20 protein-coding genes are annotated in these 15,815 nt (G+C 39.1%); 12 read left to right on the top strand and 8 right to left on the bottom strand.

The window, feature by feature from the left end; genetic code table 11:
- On the top strand, nt 1-340 hold a 340-nt coding region (locus tag GFR01_RS15455), incomplete at its 5' end, for a hypothetical protein (protein ID WP_218016670.1).
- Nucleotides 341-610: 270 nt separating this feature from the next.
- On the opposite strand, the gene GFR01_RS15640 is transcribed toward GFR01_RS15455, so the two are convergent.
- The 3 genes from GFR01_RS15640 to GFR01_RS15445 are packed head-to-tail and all read right to left on the bottom strand — an operon-like array spanning nt 611 to nt 1,842.
- Nucleotides 611-1,036 carry an NAD synthetase gene (locus GFR01_RS15640; RefSeq protein WP_145994599.1) on the bottom strand — a complete coding sequence of 142 codons (426 nt, stop codon included), beginning with the start codon at nt 1,034-1,036 and terminating at the stop codon, nt 611-613.
- Entirely contained in the window at nt 1,017-1,493 is a 477-nt protein-coding gene (locus GFR01_RS15450; protein ID WP_099183165.1) for a lysozyme, read from the bottom strand. The genes GFR01_RS15640 and GFR01_RS15450 overlap by 20 nt, the downstream gene beginning before the upstream one ends.
- A complete protein-coding gene (locus tag GFR01_RS15445; protein WP_099183164.1) occupies nt 1,456-1,842 on the bottom strand; it encodes a P27 family phage terminase small subunit in 387 nt (128 codons plus the stop codon). The genes GFR01_RS15450 and GFR01_RS15445 overlap by 38 nt, the downstream gene beginning before the upstream one ends.
- 82 nt (nt 1,843-1,924) lie before the next feature.
- Here GFR01_RS15445 and GFR01_RS15635 point away from each other — a divergent pair, with 82 nt between their 5' ends.
- From GFR01_RS15635 to GFR01_RS15415, 7 genes are all read left to right on the top strand, one after another.
- Nucleotides 1,925-2,296, top strand: a complete 372-nt coding sequence (locus GFR01_RS15635) for a hypothetical protein (RefSeq protein ID WP_145994598.1) — start codon at nt 1,925-1,927, stop codon at nt 2,294-2,296.
- The gene (locus GFR01_RS15630) at nt 2,293-2,484 is read left to right on the top strand and encodes a hypothetical protein (RefSeq protein ID WP_145994597.1); all 192 of its coding nucleotides are present in this window, start codon (nt 2,293-2,295) and stop codon (nt 2,482-2,484) included. The genes GFR01_RS15635 and GFR01_RS15630 overlap by 4 nt, the downstream gene beginning before the upstream one ends.
- 369 nt (nt 2,485-2,853) lie before the next feature.
- Complete coding sequence (locus GFR01_RS15435) at nt 2,854-4,137, top strand: phage portal protein (protein ID WP_099183162.1); 1,284 nt, start codon at nt 2,854-2,856, stop codon at nt 4,135-4,137.
- Nucleotides 4,124-4,711, top strand: coding sequence for an HK97 family phage prohead protease (locus tag GFR01_RS15430; RefSeq protein ID WP_099183161.1), 588 nt, complete (start codon nt 4,124-4,126; stop codon nt 4,709-4,711). The genes GFR01_RS15435 and GFR01_RS15430 overlap by 14 nt, the downstream gene beginning before the upstream one ends.
- A gap of 29 nt (nt 4,712-4,740) precedes the next feature.
- Complete coding sequence (locus GFR01_RS15425) at nt 4,741-6,219, top strand: phage major capsid protein (RefSeq protein WP_099183160.1); 1,479 nt, start codon at nt 4,741-4,743, stop codon at nt 6,217-6,219.
- A gap of 172 nt (nt 6,220-6,391) precedes the next feature.
- Nucleotides 6,392-6,700 (top strand): type II toxin-antitoxin system RelB/DinJ family antitoxin, encoded by a 309-nt coding sequence (locus tag GFR01_RS15420; protein WP_244902325.1) that lies wholly within the window; start codon nt 6,392-6,394, stop codon nt 6,698-6,700.
- Nucleotides 6,693-6,935, top strand: coding sequence for a type II toxin-antitoxin system RelE family toxin (locus GFR01_RS15415; protein WP_244902324.1), 243 nt, complete (start codon nt 6,693-6,695; stop codon nt 6,933-6,935). Before GFR01_RS15420 ends, GFR01_RS15415 begins: the two co-directional genes overlap by 8 nt.
- A gap of 28 nt (nt 6,936-6,963) precedes the next feature.
- Here GFR01_RS15415 and GFR01_RS15875 read toward each other — a convergent pair whose 3' ends face one another.
- Genes GFR01_RS15875 through GFR01_RS15620 form a run of 3 tightly spaced genes read right to left on the bottom strand, consistent with a single transcriptional unit; the run spans nt 6,964 to nt 11,333 of the window.
- Nucleotides 6,964-9,279: a phage fiber-tail adaptor protein gene (locus tag GFR01_RS15875; RefSeq protein ID WP_145994596.1), complete on the bottom strand. Its 2,316-nt coding sequence runs from the start codon at nt 9,277-9,279 to the stop codon at nt 6,964-6,966.
- 18 nt (nt 9,280-9,297) lie between these two features.
- On the bottom strand, nt 9,298-9,921 hold the full coding sequence (locus GFR01_RS15395; RefSeq protein WP_099183157.1) for a phage baseplate assembly protein V: 624 nt from the start codon (nt 9,919-9,921) through the stop codon (nt 9,298-9,300).
- Nucleotides 9,918-11,333 carry a phage baseplate assembly protein gene (locus GFR01_RS15620; protein ID WP_145994595.1) on the bottom strand — a complete coding sequence of 472 codons (1,416 nt, stop codon included), beginning with the start codon at nt 11,331-11,333 and terminating at the stop codon, nt 9,918-9,920. The genes GFR01_RS15395 and GFR01_RS15620 overlap by 4 nt, the downstream gene beginning before the upstream one ends.
- A gap of 56 nt (nt 11,334-11,389) precedes the next feature.
- Between GFR01_RS15620 and GFR01_RS15615 the strand changes: the two genes are divergently transcribed.
- Both GFR01_RS15615 and GFR01_RS15385 read left to right on the top strand, forming a co-directional pair.
- Nucleotides 11,390-12,751: a hypothetical protein gene (locus GFR01_RS15615; protein ID WP_145994594.1), complete on the top strand. Its 1,362-nt coding sequence runs from the start codon at nt 11,390-11,392 to the stop codon at nt 12,749-12,751.
- Nucleotide 12,752: 1 nt separating this feature from the next.
- On the top strand, nt 12,753-13,172 hold the full coding sequence (locus GFR01_RS15385) for a hypothetical protein (RefSeq protein WP_099183155.1): 420 nt from the start codon (nt 12,753-12,755) through the stop codon (nt 13,170-13,172).
- On the opposite strand, the gene GFR01_RS15610 is transcribed toward GFR01_RS15385, so the two are convergent.
- Together GFR01_RS15610 and GFR01_RS15380 are read right to left on the bottom strand one after the other, a co-directional pair.
- Nucleotides 13,169-13,549 (bottom strand): hypothetical protein, encoded by a 381-nt coding sequence (locus tag GFR01_RS15610; protein WP_145994593.1) that lies wholly within the window; start codon nt 13,547-13,549, stop codon nt 13,169-13,171. The genes GFR01_RS15385 and GFR01_RS15610 overlap by 4 nt on opposite strands.
- Before the next feature lie 67 nt (nt 13,550-13,616).
- A complete protein-coding gene (locus GFR01_RS15380) occupies nt 13,617-14,090 on the bottom strand; it encodes a hypothetical protein (protein WP_099183154.1) in 474 nt (157 codons plus the stop codon).
- A gap of 102 nt (nt 14,091-14,192) precedes the next feature.
- Here GFR01_RS15380 and GFR01_RS15375 point away from each other — a divergent pair, with 102 nt between their 5' ends.
- The gene (locus GFR01_RS15375; RefSeq protein WP_099183153.1) at nt 14,193-15,290 is read left to right on the top strand and encodes a baseplate J/gp47 family protein; all 1,098 of its coding nucleotides are present in this window, start codon (nt 14,193-14,195) and stop codon (nt 15,288-15,290) included.
- A 9-nt stretch (nt 15,291-15,299) separates the two neighbouring features.
- The coding region (locus GFR01_RS15370) for a putative phage tail protein (protein ID WP_099183167.1) at nt 15,300-15,815 on the top strand (516 nt) is incomplete at its 3' end.

The following is a 15,815-nucleotide window of genomic DNA, read 5'->3' as shown; positions in this document are numbered from 1 at the left end:
TAATATTAGTAACTTATTACACAAGGAGAATTTAATGACAGAACAAGAAAAGATACTAAAAGATTATCAAGAAGAATTTGCTAAAACAACAGTTGATGATTTTCTACCGTTTGAACATAACGGTAAAACATATGACCATTTTGAAATGAGATACCCATCATATTCTGAACTAGAAGCCCATCCAGACATTATGAGTGACAACCCAAACAAAGCAAGATCGGCAACTGTTAAGCTTGCTAAGTTGTGTGTTAAAAATGTTGAAAAGAAAACTGATATAGATGCTTTTCCATCTTATGCAGTTCTTGCAATGGCTGCGTGGGTGGGAAAGCACATAGTCTAATCAGTCAAGACAGAGATTTTGAAAAGATTAGACTATTCCGATTTACAATTATGAAGCTTACACAAATATTGAATTGGCCGAACAAAGCTTTTCAAGACCCATATTCATTATTCAATGTACCATTAGATGAATTAGTTTTATGGTATTATCATGCAGTAAACGAAAAAAACCCTGTTAGCAAATTCTAACAGGGTTTTCCTTTATCATCTGGAAATAGAAATGTGAGGGTAGTTATAAAGGAGTAGAAACTAACTACCCTCACATTTCTATTTATCGTTTGCGAAAATAGCGACCTAAGATATTTTTGTTTAGGTACTCATATTCTCCATTATCATTCAAAGCTGAAAGAACACGTCTATCAACCTGTTCCTGTAATTCAGCAAAGTTTGTTTCTGAACGAGTAGGATGAATTGAGAGGATTTCGAAAGCGTAGTTATCTTTCCCGTTTGAAGCTATGGCGCTCGTTAAATCCTTTGATGATCCTGAATAAGAGCGCCAGTTAGATTCAACTCGCAAATGCTTCTTGCGTATTTTGTTTGGTACTTTTTGTGTCCTTTTGGACCAAACATACTTCCTACCAACATACTTCTCACCAGTTAAGGTGTTTGTAATCAGATAAACAAACCCTTCTGATGCTAGAATTTCGTCTTCTGTAAATTCGCTTTTCCAATGTCCATTAAAGTGTAATTTCGCCATCAAACAATTGTTGTTCCTTTCTTCTTCTATTTGTTAATCCATCACATACAGCACCGTTCACATGGTTCCATAATGGGAACTGTTGTGATGCTTTTGTTAGATCATTCTCGTTTATGAGTTTTAACATCGTGCTTTGTTTAAATGCTGATATTCCAATGTTGTAAACAAAAGAACACAAAGCAACATATTGATTGTCGTTTAGTTTAATATCAGAACCAATAAGTTCTTGTATGTCTTCTAATATGAAGTTTATGTTGCTGTTTAGCTGGATATGACAATTATCTAAAGTTAAGTCTGCTGGATAATGTTCTGTGACAGGTTTGCCTTTGTAATAGGTGAAACCAACACCACAAGTCCAAACACCACCAGAGTCTTTATATGGCTTCAAAACACAACCTTCTACCTCAAATAAGAAATCATTAGTCCCTTCTAAGATCGCTGAAATCTCCATCATCATCACCTTCTTTCTCTATATCAAATTTCTTTCTGTTATTTTTTCTGTCCCAATCTGAAAGACTAAACCTGTTATAATAAGCGATTAACATTCTTGATGTATCAGCCATTATCTTATGTGCAGGGTTGCTTTTCATAAGAAGCTTTCCGTTATTATCCGTGCTTTCATATAAGATTCCATCCTTATCAATCGAATCAATGGCAAGGCTCATATGTTCTTGCAGAACAATAAACTGTTCAAAAGCAGCAGAATCTTTAGGTTCCGGCTCATAATCATCAAAAATCATTGGATACCAATAATCCCATAAATCGCTTCTTGTTTGGTTTGATTTTATTAATGGTGTTTTCTCCATTTACATCTCCAAATAAATTATGTGTTTGTATTTAGAATATAAATATTATTCAAAGGAAAACATTAACAATAAGGGGATTTCAATGAAATTCAGTTTTAAATCAAAACATATGATTATGGCTGTTCTTTTCGCTGTTCTAAGCTGTGGTCTTAGTGCTTGTTCAGAAAAAGCAACTCAACAAACAGTTTATACAGCAGAATCAACATTAACAGTTCTAGAATCAGCAGCTTCTCAATATGTAGAAGGCGATTTTGGAACACCTGATACTGATGTAGTTGCTCAAATAAAAGCATACGATTCACAAGTCTATACAGCATTAGTGAACGTAAGGTCATCTGTTGAAGCTGGTGATTCAGTAGCAACAGTAGATAAGGTTGCTTTAACAACTGCCCTTGCAGCTTTTCAAGCATACTTAATCAAAGAAAACATCATAAAGAGCGAGGATATTAAATGAGCATTATAACAATCTTACCACAGGTAATTTCTGTAATATCAGCGGTAGTAGCCGATTTACCAACATTAATAACAATCCTTGAAAAGCTAATCGCTATTTTCAAAGAAGACAGAGTACCAACAGCAGATGAATGGAAATCCATAGATGCTTTGGTTGATGCGTCACACGCAAAACTACAAGGAGAATAACCAAAACAAAAGGAGATCAACACGAGGAAAAAATGGATAAAATTACCGAATACACAAAACTAATCATAACATGTGCGGCCGTCTTAATTGGATTCACCAATCTTGTTATTTTCCCAATAATTGATCTTTTCGATCCAGACGCAAATTTAATTAAAACGATAGTTCCAATTGCTGTTGAGATAATCAAAGCATTTGTACAATAAAGGAGATTTAAATGAAACAACAGATATTAGCAGGTTTGACAATAACAGCGCCAATATCAACACCACTATTCCTTATTGGATGTGGTGTTGGTGTTTGCTTGTCCGCCTCATTGGGTTTTGCATTAGGGGGTATTGTTTACATGCTAATATTTGCAGGAGTTACTAAATGAATTTTATACAAAAAGCACTAAACCTAAAAACTAAAGCATCTGTTATTCCAGAAGTACCAATCACAACCGGCCTACCTTTTATGATGGGCGGCGGATTATCAGCAACAGGTATCACGGTAAACTACAGAACAGCCCTTCAACATAACGCCGTTTATACCTGCGTAAGAACACTCACATCTGACATAGCTAAGATACCATTAACTCTTGAGCAGTTTGTTGATGGTGGCTGGCAGAAGGCTACAAACCATCCTTTATGTTCCCTCCTATCAGTCCCTAACGAACGCCTCGTGATGTTCGAGTTCTTGGAAGAAGTTATTAAATCCGTGCTTCTAACGGGTGATGCGTTTGTTGTTGTCATAAGAGACAGGCAAGGCAACCCAATCAGACTAATCCCAATCAGACCAGGTACCGCATCAGTCGTTGAAGACCCGAAAGATGGTGAACTTTTTTACAAGGTCACTGACAATCAACTGATTCCGTTAAAAACATCCGTATCGAGTGAGACAGGACCAACTAGAACCATCTTTCATTCCGACATGATCCGCACAAGGAACTTGTCTTTTGATGGTGGGATATACGGCCAAAGCCTCATTCAGATTGCCAGTGAAGCGTTTGGCTTGTCCTTAGCTACACAGGAAACAGCCGCAAGAGCCTTCAAGAACGGCGCCAACATAAACGGCTATTTCACTTCAAACGGCTCAACAGGACGCGAACAACAGCTTTCAAACAAAGAAGAACTAACTAGGGCTATTTCTTCTATTGTTAATACCGCTCAACCAGCAATCATTAACGGCTTAGATTGGGTTCCAATGAATAATTCTGTTGAGCAATTACAGCTTACAGAAGCTAGAAAACAAACCGTCATTGAAGTTGCTCAAATGTTCAGAATACCTTTGTACAAGTTAGGACAAAGTGACGGTGAAAAAGCAGCTAACATATCCGAACAAGAACAATCTTATATAACCAACACACTCATTCAATATACCAGACCTCTTGAACAACATATGGATAGAGTTTTGTTGAATGATAATGAGAAAGCTTTTTTCAGATTTAAGTTTGATTTCAGCAAGCAAGCTGAACCAGATGAAAAGGTACGCGGTTCTTATTATAAAGATGCCCTTACTAACGGATGGATGACACCCAATGAAATTAGGAAAAGAGAAGAATTGCCACCATCAACACAAGATGGTGCTGATGAATTACGCTTCCCACTCAATACAGGAGTTATTGGAAGCCAAGAACCAGAAGACTATGACGGAGTAACGAATGAAGAAAACTAAACATTTAAATATAAAGGAGTTTGTAAGCTTAGATAAAGATCAAAGAGAAGACGTTTTAGTAACAAAAGACGTTTCTATAAAACTAGAAGATGTTGATTCTGAATCACGAACAGCATCGTTTATTATCACAACAGGTACTCCTGATACATCTGCTGATGTTGTTGTTCCTGATGGTGTTGATTTCACTTTCTTTGATAAAAACCCGGTTGTTCTCTGGCAACATAACAGAGATGAATTGCCTGTTGGAAAGTGCATTTCTCACAAGAAAATATCAAATGGTCATATAGCAACCGTTGAATTTGCACCGTCTGAAATGAATCCAAAAGCTGAACAGATTTTTCAGCTTGTTAAATCAGGTTTCTTATCAGCCGTATCAGTAGGCTTCATTCCTACAGATTTAGAACCAAATTCTTATGGTGGATATACAATAAACAATTGTTTTCTCTTTGAGTTTTCAATTGTGACAGTTCCAGCAAATCCAGAATGCTTAATTGTTGAACAAACAAAACCTAAAAGCAAAAGCATGTCTAACAAAATGGCGAAAGCTAAGATGCTAATTAAATTATATAAATAAAATATACTGAAACTAATAAGAGGTAGAATATGAATAAAAAGATTGAAGAACTTTTAGCTAGAAAGGCAATTCTTACTAAAGAAGTAGAAGATAAGATCGAGACTTTTGATGTTGATGCAGAAGATGCAGACACAGTTGAACAAGAGATCGACGATAAAACAGAAGAAGTTAAATCCATAGATGCCAAGATCGAAACCATTAAGAAAATGGAAGAGATTAAGAGATTTAACAAAGAACTTAAAGCTAAAGAAGCCGTAGAAGATTCTGATGATGAGAAAGATAACGATTCAGAAGAAAAGGACGAGGATGAAATTTTAGAGGAAAAAACAAAATATATGAACTCATTTAATATCAACAAAGGTATTTCTAGCCTAAACCTTCCAAAAGGTTCACAAGGCATTACAAACGAAATCATCAAAACAATAGCTAAGAACTATAGTGCCGAAGCTGCATCTAACATGATTAGAAATGAAGCTGGTAGCAAAAGTTCTGCTGATTTAATTGTTAAGACTGCTCTTACAACTTCACAACCAACTGTAGCACCAGATGTAATAAATGAAACTGTCTCTCTTTTGACTGCTGATTGCGTTGTTCGTAAAGTGGCAAGAACAGTTTCTATGCCAATGAACAACCTTACATATCCAAGATTGAGACTAGGTGCTTCTGCTTCATGGATTGGTGAAGGCACAAACTTTGTTCCATCAGCACAAGATTTCGATACCATCAACTTTGTTGGTAAGAAACTTACTGGCTTCACATATACAACTCTTGAATTTAATAACTTCTCTTTAAGTGATGCTGTTGCTCACGTTGTATCTGATTTACAAAATCAGGTTGCTCTTGCAGAAGATAGAACATTCATCATGGGTTCAACTGCTGGCGCATTAGCACCATCATATTCCCTAGTTGGTAACGCTGGAACAACTATCACATCAACTGGTGCTGATTCCGTTTCTGTTGCTGCTGATTTAGGTAACATTAAATCCGCTCTACAAACTAAGTTTGTAGACATTTCTAGAGGTGTTGTTTTCGGTTCCCCTGCTATTTTCAACTCATTGGAAAACCTACAAACATCTTTCGGTGTATATCCTTTCCGTGAAGAAATCAGAATGGGTAAACTAAACGGCTTCACCATTGCATCAACTGCACAGATTCCAACTGATGTTGATACTTCTGCTGCTAAAGATGGTTCTGCAAAGAACGGTTCACCTTTGATTTTCGTTGCTCCACAACACTTAATCATCGCTGATGCTATGAAATATGAAATTCGCTCAACTGATGTTGGCTCTTGGAACGATAACGGAACTCAAATCAACGCTTTCTCGGAAGATTTGATTGCTTACAAACTAGCTAACTGGGTTGATTTCGGTGTTCAACATGAGGCTGCTGTAGCAGTTCTAAACACTGTAGGTTGGACCACAATGAATGTTGATGGTGGATGGCAACTTGTAGAAACCGCTCAAACAGGTGGTAACTCTGCTTCTGCTTCAAAAGGCAAAGGCGCATAAACTACAAAGTAACTACATACAACAAAGCCCTTGCGGAGAAATTCGCAAGGGCTTTTTGTTTTCGTGCTAGACATATGTATAGGGTTTTGCTACATAGGATTCACGCTGTTTCCGAAAACCAGCGCAACCAGATGACGAACAAGTTCCCAACCGGACACGAAACCCCTTCCCCATGACAAACACTGCATCAATTTCCCAAATCAACCTCCGCCTAGAAACCGAACTGAAGGATAAGATTTATGCGACCTTGAAAGCACTTGGAACCACGCCTTCCGAGGCAATAAGGGATTACTTTGAGCATATTGTAAAAGTGCAAAAAGTCCCCTTCAAGCGGCACGTAGTTTCTGATGAAGATATGGAATTGCTTGCTATTGCAAAAGAACGTCTTGAGACCATGACGGAATCAGACATTATTAAAGATGTTAATCTCGATGATTTACTCGCTAGGCATCCACAAGCAAGCCGCAAAAGAGTTGCTTGAAATTGATCTTACTTTAGCAATACAACTTAAAAAGAAAATTGATAAGATCAGAGAAAACCCACATATCAAAGCTAACAAGCTTAAAGATATGCCCAACTGCTATAAGATTAAACTAAGAGCCGCTGGATTAAGAGGCGTCTATCAGGTTAATGACCAAACAGTCACTGTTCTTCTTGTAGCAGTTGGCAAACGCGATAAATCAGAAGTTTACGAACAAGCGAAAAAACGCATCTGACCAACAAGGGGGCTTAAAGCCCCCTTTTTCATGCGATACCTGTAATTATCCCATTAGTAACCGTAACTGTTTTCCCATCTTGTGATGTGAAAGAACCGGAAACACCAACGGAACTGTTTGTATATATGTTTCCAGTTACCGAAAAATCACCTAAAACTTTAATTCGTGAATTTGTTGCATCATATGAAAACCACGTTGATTTTGCCGTACCAACACCAAACAAAAACCCATTAGTTCCAGATATTTGAAAGTTACCTTTCATAAGAATGTCGCTATTAAGCGTGGTAGTACCTGTAACATTTATTGTATCTGTTTTTATACCACCTATGACAGCAATACCAGAACCTCCAAATTTAGCATCTCTTACCACACCACTATCAGGATCAGTGAATGAGCTTTTACAGAAGTGTGATTCACCTACTGATGTAATTGAACCACATGATAAAGCGCCAGTAGATAAGCTTCCAGATAAAGACCCACCTGTTAATGGAAGGTATTTAGAAAGATCAGAAGAATTAGCAGGTGTGAAACCTAATGCTGATGTAACAGAAGAACTTGTAACTGTTGCGTCTGTTCCTGCTGGTCCTTGTGGCCCTGTGGCTCCCGTCGCACCAGTTGCGCCTGTCGCACCTTGCGGACCTGTAGCGCCAGTTGCGCCTTGTGGTCCTGTATTTCCTTGAACGCCTTGCGCCCCTGTATCGCCTTTAGGGCCTTGTTCACCTACTAGCGATGAAAGCCAGTCAGCTTCCGTTCCTGAATAGCCATTATCAACGGCGACTTGATAAGCACTTTCGCCAGCCGGCCCTTGTTCACCTTGAATGCCTTGTGAACCTGTAGCACCAGTTGGGCCAGCATCACCTTTAGATCCTTGTGAGCCTGTGGCTCCTACTGGTCCTTGTGCGCCTTGCGCGCCTGTATCGCCTTTAGGCCCTTGGATGCCTTGAATGCCTTGTGGTCCCTGTAGCGAAGCAAGCCATTCATTTTCTGTACCTGAATAGCCGTTCGCAACTGCTACTTGATAGGCGTCCTGGCCTTGTGGTCCTGTGTTTCCTTGTGCGCCTTGTGGTCCAATATCGCCCTTTGGTCCTTGTGCGCCTGTGTCGCCTTTTAAGGAAGCAATCCAAGAAGAAGCATCCCCATCAAACCCATTAGCAACAGCTATTTCATAAGCACTTGCGCCTTGTGGTGCCTCAAATTCTGTCCAATTGGCTGAATCAGCATTTGGCGCTGTTGTGGAAACAAATGATGTTGTTCCTGAGTAGATGAACAGTGAATTTATTGATGGATAATCTGTTGAAGGAGACCATACATAATCCCCTTCTGAATAAGTTGTTCCGCTAGTCCATTGGCCTTTGGGATTTAAGCCAGTTCCAGCTTCACCTTGTACTCCCTGTAAACCCGTATTTCCTTGTGGTCCCGGCTCACCTTGGATGCCTTGTGGCCCAGCTTCACCTTGAATGCCTTGTGGTCCTTGTAGAGAAGCAAGCCAATCAGTTTCTGTTCCTGAATAGCCGTCTTTCGTAGCAACTTGATAAGCTGAAATGCCTTGTGGCCCAATTTCACCTTGCGGACCTTGAACGCCTTGTTCACCGACTGGGCCAGTATTTCCAACAGGGCCTTGTTCACCTTGTGGTCCAATATCGCCCTTTGGTCCTTGCTCACCGGCTGGTCCGGTTGCTCCTACGGGACCAACCTCACCTTGCGGGCCTTGGATACCTTGAGGGCCAGTTGTGCCTTGTGGACCTTGAACGCCTTGATTTCCAGTATCGCCTTTAGGACCAGTGTTACCGACAGGGCCTTGTATTCCAGTATCACCTTTAGGACCGATCGGTCCTTGAACGCCTTGGATGCCTTGCGGACCTGTATCACCAGTTGGGCCAACAGGCCCAATGTCGCCTTTAGGGCCAATTGGTCCCTGAACACCTTGATTTCCTGTGTCGCCTTTTGGTCCTTGTGCGCCATTTGCTCCGGCTGGTCCTGCTGGCCCAAGAACGAGTGGTGGGTTAGTTTCAATAAGATTGCTATCGACAATATAAAGCGTAAGTTTTTGGGTTATTTTATTTCCTGCGCTATCACTAACAACAACATCAATAAGATATGTTGTTTGGTCAGTACCACCTGAAACAACAAAAGAAATAACTGTCCCATCAAATGATGTTTGAGATATAGCAATATCACTTGATTCTGAGTTTATATAGCAGTTTGTTATATCTGAGCATATGTTTCTGAAATCAACAAAGTAGGTTAATACGTCAGAACTATATTTTGATTTAATATCTAAAATTTGTGCGAAGTCATTATAATTTCTAGGTATTATCGTTAATCTTGATTGGTTTATATCCATATGTTTCTCCAATTAGTTTCAATTTGGGGCTGATGTAGGTGAGCCTTTATCTGTTGTTGTATGCGTATGTGTATGAACGCTTGTTCCTTGTGCCGTAACGTCACCATCTGATGTGATTGAGCCTTTGACATGTAAGTTTCCATTTATCGTTACGTCTTTATCAATTTGTACATTTCCGGTTATCTCAATGTTCCCATCTGTTATAATCATTTGGGTATTTGAACCGATAAAGACAGTTATCGTCTTATGACCTGTTATATTGATTGCTTGGTTTTGTTTTAGTTGTATTCCTTGTCCTTGGTAATCATGTAAGGCAACTTCACCAGCAATTAAATCTTGTGGTTGGTATCTTTCGTCATGAGACGCAATAATAGCGTTGTTTGTGTTCGATCCAGCCATACCAAGAACAATTGATTTAGACCCAGCTAACGGTACAGAACAAAATCCGTAATGTTGAACATGAGGATGATTTTGAATAACTTGATTTGAAAAGCTTGAATTTTGTGTGACGTATATTTTTTGGTTAGGATCAAACTTTGTATGAGTTATTGTTGTTCCTGATTTTACAATCTGAATAACTTGGTTTTGTAAGCTCTTTATATGATCCCCTGATAAGTGTGAATAATTATATTCTGAACTCATTTAGAACTGTTCTCCTTTGCGTTAGGTGGTGGTGTATCTGAGATATTAAGCCTTTGGTTTTTGTCTGTTGAGGTTGTTGATTGTCCGTTATTCGTTGAATCTTCTGGAATATCAACATTGTTAGTTCCTGCTATCATTGGTGTAATTACGATTGGTTCAGGTGTTAACGCTTCTCTTCTTATGAACACCAAATCAGTCATCTTTCCTGAGTCTCTTGATTCATAGAAATTTACTGATTGGACAACAAAATCACCTTGTATTTTTGGTTTTGTAAGACTGAAACCAAAACACTCATTTGGCTTCCAAAGCTTTTTTGTTATTGGGTTTATGAATCCTGTTGCTGTTATGGATATTGTTTGGGATGCTCCCCAATTCTTATTTGCCATATATTGAAGCAATGTTTTCTGAAATTCTATCAAACCATTTACATTTCCATCTGTTGGATAAGCAGCAGTTGAAACAATGGTCAGTGTTTTTCCGGGTGGTAATTCATTTGGTTGCGGATCATTCACCGGACTAACTGGAATAAGAGAATTATCAATTCCAGCAGGGCCACCATAAGCATTAACAACAACTGAATAAGTTCTGTATCTTCCTAAAGTTGTTTGAAACCATTCAATTTTCTCAAAGAGTTGAGCAACAACATCATCATTAAATGTATTGATCTTTTTGTTTGTCATATCCCATTCTTGAACACCATCACTATCAGTACCAACATATGTATTTCCGTTTACATCATGTGTTGAGTCTTCAAGGCTTTCTTTGCTTGCAACATCAGCAATAACCATTCTTCCATATTCGTCATCATAAAGAAGCTTGCCTTCATATTGACAAAGCGTAGAAACATAATCGAAAGGCTTTGTTGTAAGATCAATTTGACCAATCAAACCGAATTTGAATTTTACTGAACCATCTGTTTTATCAACAACCTTAATTCCTCTTCCGTTGAACATATAATTAGCAACATCGCTAAGATTGGAAGTTGAATCAGGAGACCATCCAGAAGGTTTATCTGTGGTACAGTCAACGATAGGACTGACAATTGATCTTCCTGAAATGCTTAATATATGTTCGCCATGAGAATATGATTCAACTGCATTTTCTATATAACCAGTTAGAACCTTTTGCTTCATAAGGTATATCTCTACCTTCTGTCCTTTCACAAGAAGACCAGAAGAGTTTATAGAATCTTCATCAACATCAGTTGAAAAGAAATCCAAAGCATCACCTGTTTCTCCGTCCTTTAATCCGTATGACATGTTAAATGTCATAGGGCATAAATCTATTGCTTTGCTTATGGAAACGTTTTCAAATCTGCTAACAATCTTATTATCAACATAAACAGTAACATCATCTGTTGGTGGAGTTCTGTTTAGCTTTGTACCAATTACCGTTACGGTTGTCTCAGCCATTAATTTCTATCCTCTATTAAATACTTTGTACGAGTATTTAATTAAAGCGAGGTATTATGAAATTAATAGACACACCTAATAATCAATTTGAAGACCAAGACCCAAAAACATTAACGCCAGGAACACCAATTCCAGCTTCAACAATGAACGCATTACAAGATGAAATAGCTAATGTTATTACTGGTTATGGTTTTACTATTGATTCAAGCAATAATTCACAAATGAAAGAGGCTTTGGAAAGCCATTATGCCCCTTTGGTTTCAGCCGGATTATCAGGCATCCCAACAACATCAAATCCAGATGGTACGGTTAAAAACCAAATTGCCACTGTTGATTATGTTGACCAAAAGGCTTTGTCCTCAACCGTAGGATTCACTCCCGTTCAACAAAATGGAGGAACAGGGCAGAGTTCTAACAAGCTTTATATGGGATGGGCGACGGATGGCTCAGGTGTCACCGTTCAAGTCGATAGCACTTCTATGGGTCCAATCGTTTTTCAGGAAATTGATAGTTCAACTGCGGGCGTTTCAAAGATTGGTTACAACACATCATTAGGTCAAATGTGTTTTTATGAAACCAAAAATAAAGCGTGGCACTTTTTATATTCAGTAGCAGATATTAACGCTAAAAGCTTCATTCCATCAACAGTGACAGGTAACAACGAACAGATTACAAACATCATCTGGAATGAATCTTCTAATCTTCCAGCTTACTATTATGGACCTAACAACTCTGTATCTTATTCAGCAACGACTGATTGGGTTTCTAACGGATTTGCTGCCCTTAATGGCAATCCAACATTCAACACAGCTTACATTACAACAGCACCAAGTGTATCTGATTCAGGCAATCTGGTCCCTAATACGTGGTGGGTAAATGCTCAGGGCTATGCAAAAACCTCTTGGGTAACTGCAAACTACATCACCGGCACATACGCAAATTCCACCTATGTAAGTGGCGTTGCTTCTGGATCAAATGTCAGCATATCGAACATTCAGGCTGTAAATTACTCAGGCTCAGATAACAGTTCTGCATATATCCAAGTAGCTACGCCTGATGGTGCAATTGCTCTGCCAACGGCATCAAACATATCATCACAGCTTACCTCATATGCACAGCCAAAAGGCTCATATGTTGATGCAGGCACATATTCCACTGATTTCAATTCAGCAGATAGTAGAATTTTGTTTTCTGCATATGGAAAAATGATTCAGTTTGAAAATGTGGGTGCAGTTGCATCAGGAACTAGAATCAACTTTCCTAGATCATTCTCAGATACACCAATTGTTACAGCAGTACCTACAACAGCAGTAGATCAAAACTCACACGCTTATTCCGTCGATAGTACTGGTTTTTATATCTACAGAAATGCTGGTGGAACAATCCAATTTAACTACATTGCAATAGGAAACAGATAATATGACAGATACACTTGATATTAAAACAGCTTATCCAAACAGATATTATGCGTCATATGACACAACAGCTACTCAACCAACAACCGTAACAGGATGGTATGATGTATGGGATATGTCTGACACTTCAAATGTTCCGGCTGTCTCAGATATGATTCCAGTGACAGCAGAACAATGGAACGACGTAAGCTTTCATATTGGATACGGAAAGGGCGTAAAAGATGGACAGATCATTGATTACGTCCCGCCTGTTCCTCTTACTGTTCAAGCATCATACGCATTGGATGCGGCTAGAACGTTCGTACAGAACGATTTCATCTTGTTAGGTGAAACACCATCACAGGAATGGATTGATTATCAGAAGGCTTTGATAGCTGTTGTGAACGGAACATCCACAACGCTACCTACAGCACCCCAGGCTTAATTCTTCTGGCTGTCTTGGATGCCGATCATGGCGCGTTGGCGTGCAGCTTCATATGCTGATCCTGTGTATGTTTCAATTACTTCGATAAAAAGTTTTTTGGCTTGTACAGGGCACTTATGGTCAAGAACATACTGTGCATATTTGTTCTGAAACATCGCAAATGCCATTCTTGTTTCGAAACTTGTACCTGAAAAATCCTTGGGATTATTATTCAAAATAATAGGTGTACAAAGCATTTTTTCTATTGATGCGCCTTTGATATAATCGTCACAGCTTTTGATGTTCTTCAAATCTTCTATTGGGCATACTTCGTCAGCAAAAGCAGTTGATGAAAAGCCCACGCAAGCTATAGCAACAGCTAGAAATCTAATTTTCATAAAACCTCAAAGCATAAAAAAAGGCAGGGAAATTATCCCTGCCTTTTTTGTTTAATCTTTTGAAAGCTTATTCGGAAGCTTCTTGAGCGGCAGCAGCAGCATCAGCTTCTTTCTTAGCTTTGTTCTTTGCGCGAGAAGTTGCGCGTTCAGCCATCATCTCGTTAGCGGCTTTGTTGATGATTTCATCAAGTTCGCCTGTCTTTGCAACCGTAATCAGGCCGCCAAAGAACTTCACCAGATCCGTATAATTCCGGCCAACGTGCAAAGCTTCCGTTTCTTCTGTCTGGTCAGGAAGAAGCTTAAGCTTCTTCACGGAATAGCGAATGAAGGTGCTGGCCTTGCCATCCTTCACACGATACCAGCGGCGGCCCTTTGGCTCTTCGCCTTCCTGTTCCAAATCCCACTTCACAAGTTCAAGCTGGCTTTCAACAGCTTTAATAAAGTTTTGTGTTGGGGAAAGTCTGTTTGGATTAACAACAGCAGACAGAACTTCTTTGTTAGAAACAGGCTTTACGCTTTTAAGAAGTGCTTCAAGTTTCATTTCATGTTCGCCTTTCGCTTGTGAACAAAACCTTTTTAGCACCTGCCAACGCAACGTCAACCATTAAATACCATATTAGATGGTTTTAATTGGAGATTTTATATGGCGTTTTTAAGCCCTACATACCAAGACATATTACAAACAAACATCAATGAAGTTACATACACACTTACGAACGGACAAGTTCCCCTTGCTAACTCAGTTATAAGAACGGTTATGCAAGCGAACAGTAAGGTTCAATGGCTACAATATGCTTTTCTTCAAAAAGTCGCACTTCAAGCAACCCCTGCAACATCAACAGGAATATACCTAGATTATTGGGGTTCTTTGAAGGGTATCACTAGGAAAGCATCATCAACCGCAACATCACAAGTAACATTCACAGGAACATCAGGCGTTTCAATTCCTGCATCGTCAGTTCTGATTGCTCAGAATGGTGAAACTTACACAACTGATAATCTTGTTTTGGTTGGTAGCAGCGTTGGTATAACAGCAGTTTCAGCCGGGACAGAAGGCAACCAGCTTTCAAACATCACTTTAACATTGCAAACACCAATTGCAGGTGTTGATTCAACAATCGTTTTAACAAACGCCATAACGAACGGCTCTGATGTTGAAACTGATGATTTATACCGTGTGAGAGTGCTTCAAGCATATTCAACACAAGCTACAGGTGATTCCAGACAGGAACATATCAATTGGGCTTTGGCGGTTCCGTCTGTCACAGCCGCTTGGGTGCCTTCTGCTCCACTGGTAGGAACGCAATGTGTAATTTACGTCATGCTGGATCGAACAAATTCGTTCTTAGGTTATCCGCAAGGTACTGACGGAACAGCTACAGCGGAAACGCGCTATACAACCGCAACAGGCGATCAACTAAGCGTTGCAAACGCTATGTATGATGAAAAACCGTACACTGAAATTCAGATAATAACCGCCCCTGTAAGAAATGATATTGGTTTTGAAATATCAGGTCTAGCTTCCGCATCAGCAGCAGTACAAGCATCAGTTAAAACAGCAATTCAAACCTTGTTCCATGCACAAGGTACGCCTTTAGGTACTGATATAACAATTGCCGCCATTTCAGAAGCTATTTCACAAACTGTAGGTGGAACTGACTTTACCATAACATCACCTACAACTGATATTAAACTTAATATTGGCGATCTTCCAGAAGTAGGAACAGTGACATTCTCATAAGGAGTAACTATGCAATCATATACAAGAGAAGAATATACAAACGCTTATCTAAGCCTACTTCCACCCGGAAAAGCATTTAATAGAAATTCAGATTCAAATTTTTATAAGCTTGCTTATTCTATGATGGGTCAAACAAAGGATGTTGATGATGCAGCCTTAAGTTTGATTGATGATATTCATCCTTCAACAACAACAAACTTTCTTACTGAATGGCAATCCTCACTAGGACTGCCAGACAAATGTGTGACTTATGGAAGTTCTTTTGAAGATCAAAGATCACAAGTTGTATCCAGATTAACATTTACAGGAGGCTCAACAAAAGCATTCTTAGAACAGTTTTGTGAGGGGCTTGGATACACAGTTGAAGTTCAGGAATGGGGAGAAGCTATTTGTGGTGTTAGTGTTTGTAACTCACAGGCTTGTGGTCCTGTAGATCATTCAAACGAATCTGTAATAACAATTAACATAACAAACGGAAAAGACCCTTCTCTTTTGTTATGTGAAATCAATCCATTTATACCACCG

Source organism: Gluconobacter frateurii (genome assembly GCF_002723955.1).
GTDB classification, from domain to species: Bacteria; Pseudomonadota; Alphaproteobacteria; order Acetobacterales; family Acetobacteraceae; genus Gluconobacter; species Gluconobacter frateurii.
Note: the sequence above shows the minus strand (reverse complement) of the source record. Positions and strands in the feature narration are given on the sequence as shown.

What these genes read in the sequence shown, in the direction of transcription:
- GFR01_RS15640 (WP_145994599.1), bottom strand. Translation starts at nt 1,036, where the DNA reads ATGGCGAAATTACACTTTAATGGACATTGGAAAAGCGAATTTACAGAA.
- GFR01_RS15450 (WP_099183165.1), bottom strand. Translation starts at nt 1,493, where the DNA reads ATGATGATGGAGATTTCAGCGATCTTAGAAGGGACTAATGATTTCTTA.
- GFR01_RS15445 (WP_099183164.1), bottom strand. Translation starts at nt 1,842, where the DNA reads ATGGAGAAAACACCATTAATAAAATCAAACCAAACAAGAAGCGATTTA.
- GFR01_RS15635 (WP_145994598.1), top strand. Translation starts at nt 1,925, where the DNA reads ATGAAATTCAGTTTTAAATCAAAACATATGATTATGGCTGTTCTTTTC.
- GFR01_RS15630 (WP_145994597.1), top strand. Translation starts at nt 2,293, where the DNA reads ATGAGCATTATAACAATCTTACCACAGGTAATTTCTGTAATATCAGCG.
- GFR01_RS15435 (WP_099183162.1), top strand. Translation starts at nt 2,854, where the DNA reads ATGAATTTTATACAAAAAGCACTAAACCTAAAAACTAAAGCATCTGTT.
- GFR01_RS15430 (WP_099183161.1), top strand. Translation starts at nt 4,124, where the DNA reads ATGAAGAAAACTAAACATTTAAATATAAAGGAGTTTGTAAGCTTAGAT.
- GFR01_RS15425 (WP_099183160.1), top strand. Translation starts at nt 4,741, where the DNA reads ATGAATAAAAAGATTGAAGAACTTTTAGCTAGAAAGGCAATTCTTACT.
- GFR01_RS15420 (WP_244902325.1), top strand. Translation starts at nt 6,392, where the DNA reads ATGACAAACACTGCATCAATTTCCCAAATCAACCTCCGCCTAGAAACC.
- GFR01_RS15875 (WP_145994596.1), bottom strand. Translation starts at nt 9,279, where the DNA reads ATGGATATAAACCAATCAAGATTAACGATAATACCTAGAAATTATAAT.
- GFR01_RS15395 (WP_099183157.1), bottom strand. Translation starts at nt 9,921, where the DNA reads ATGAGTTCAGAATATAATTATTCACACTTATCAGGGGATCATATAAAG.
- GFR01_RS15620 (WP_145994595.1), bottom strand. Translation starts at nt 11,333, where the DNA reads ATGGCTGAGACAACCGTAACGGTAATTGGTACAAAGCTAAACAGAACT.
- GFR01_RS15615 (WP_145994594.1), top strand. Translation starts at nt 11,390, where the DNA reads ATGAAATTAATAGACACACCTAATAATCAATTTGAAGACCAAGACCCA.
- GFR01_RS15385 (WP_099183155.1), top strand. Translation starts at nt 12,753, where the DNA reads ATGACAGATACACTTGATATTAAAACAGCTTATCCAAACAGATATTAT.
- GFR01_RS15610 (WP_145994593.1), bottom strand. Translation starts at nt 13,549, where the DNA reads ATGAAAATTAGATTTCTAGCTGTTGCTATAGCTTGCGTGGGCTTTTCA.
- GFR01_RS15380 (WP_099183154.1), bottom strand. Translation starts at nt 14,090, where the DNA reads ATGAAACTTGAAGCACTTCTTAAAAGCGTAAAGCCTGTTTCTAACAAA.
- GFR01_RS15375 (WP_099183153.1), top strand. Translation starts at nt 14,193, where the DNA reads ATGGCGTTTTTAAGCCCTACATACCAAGACATATTACAAACAAACATC.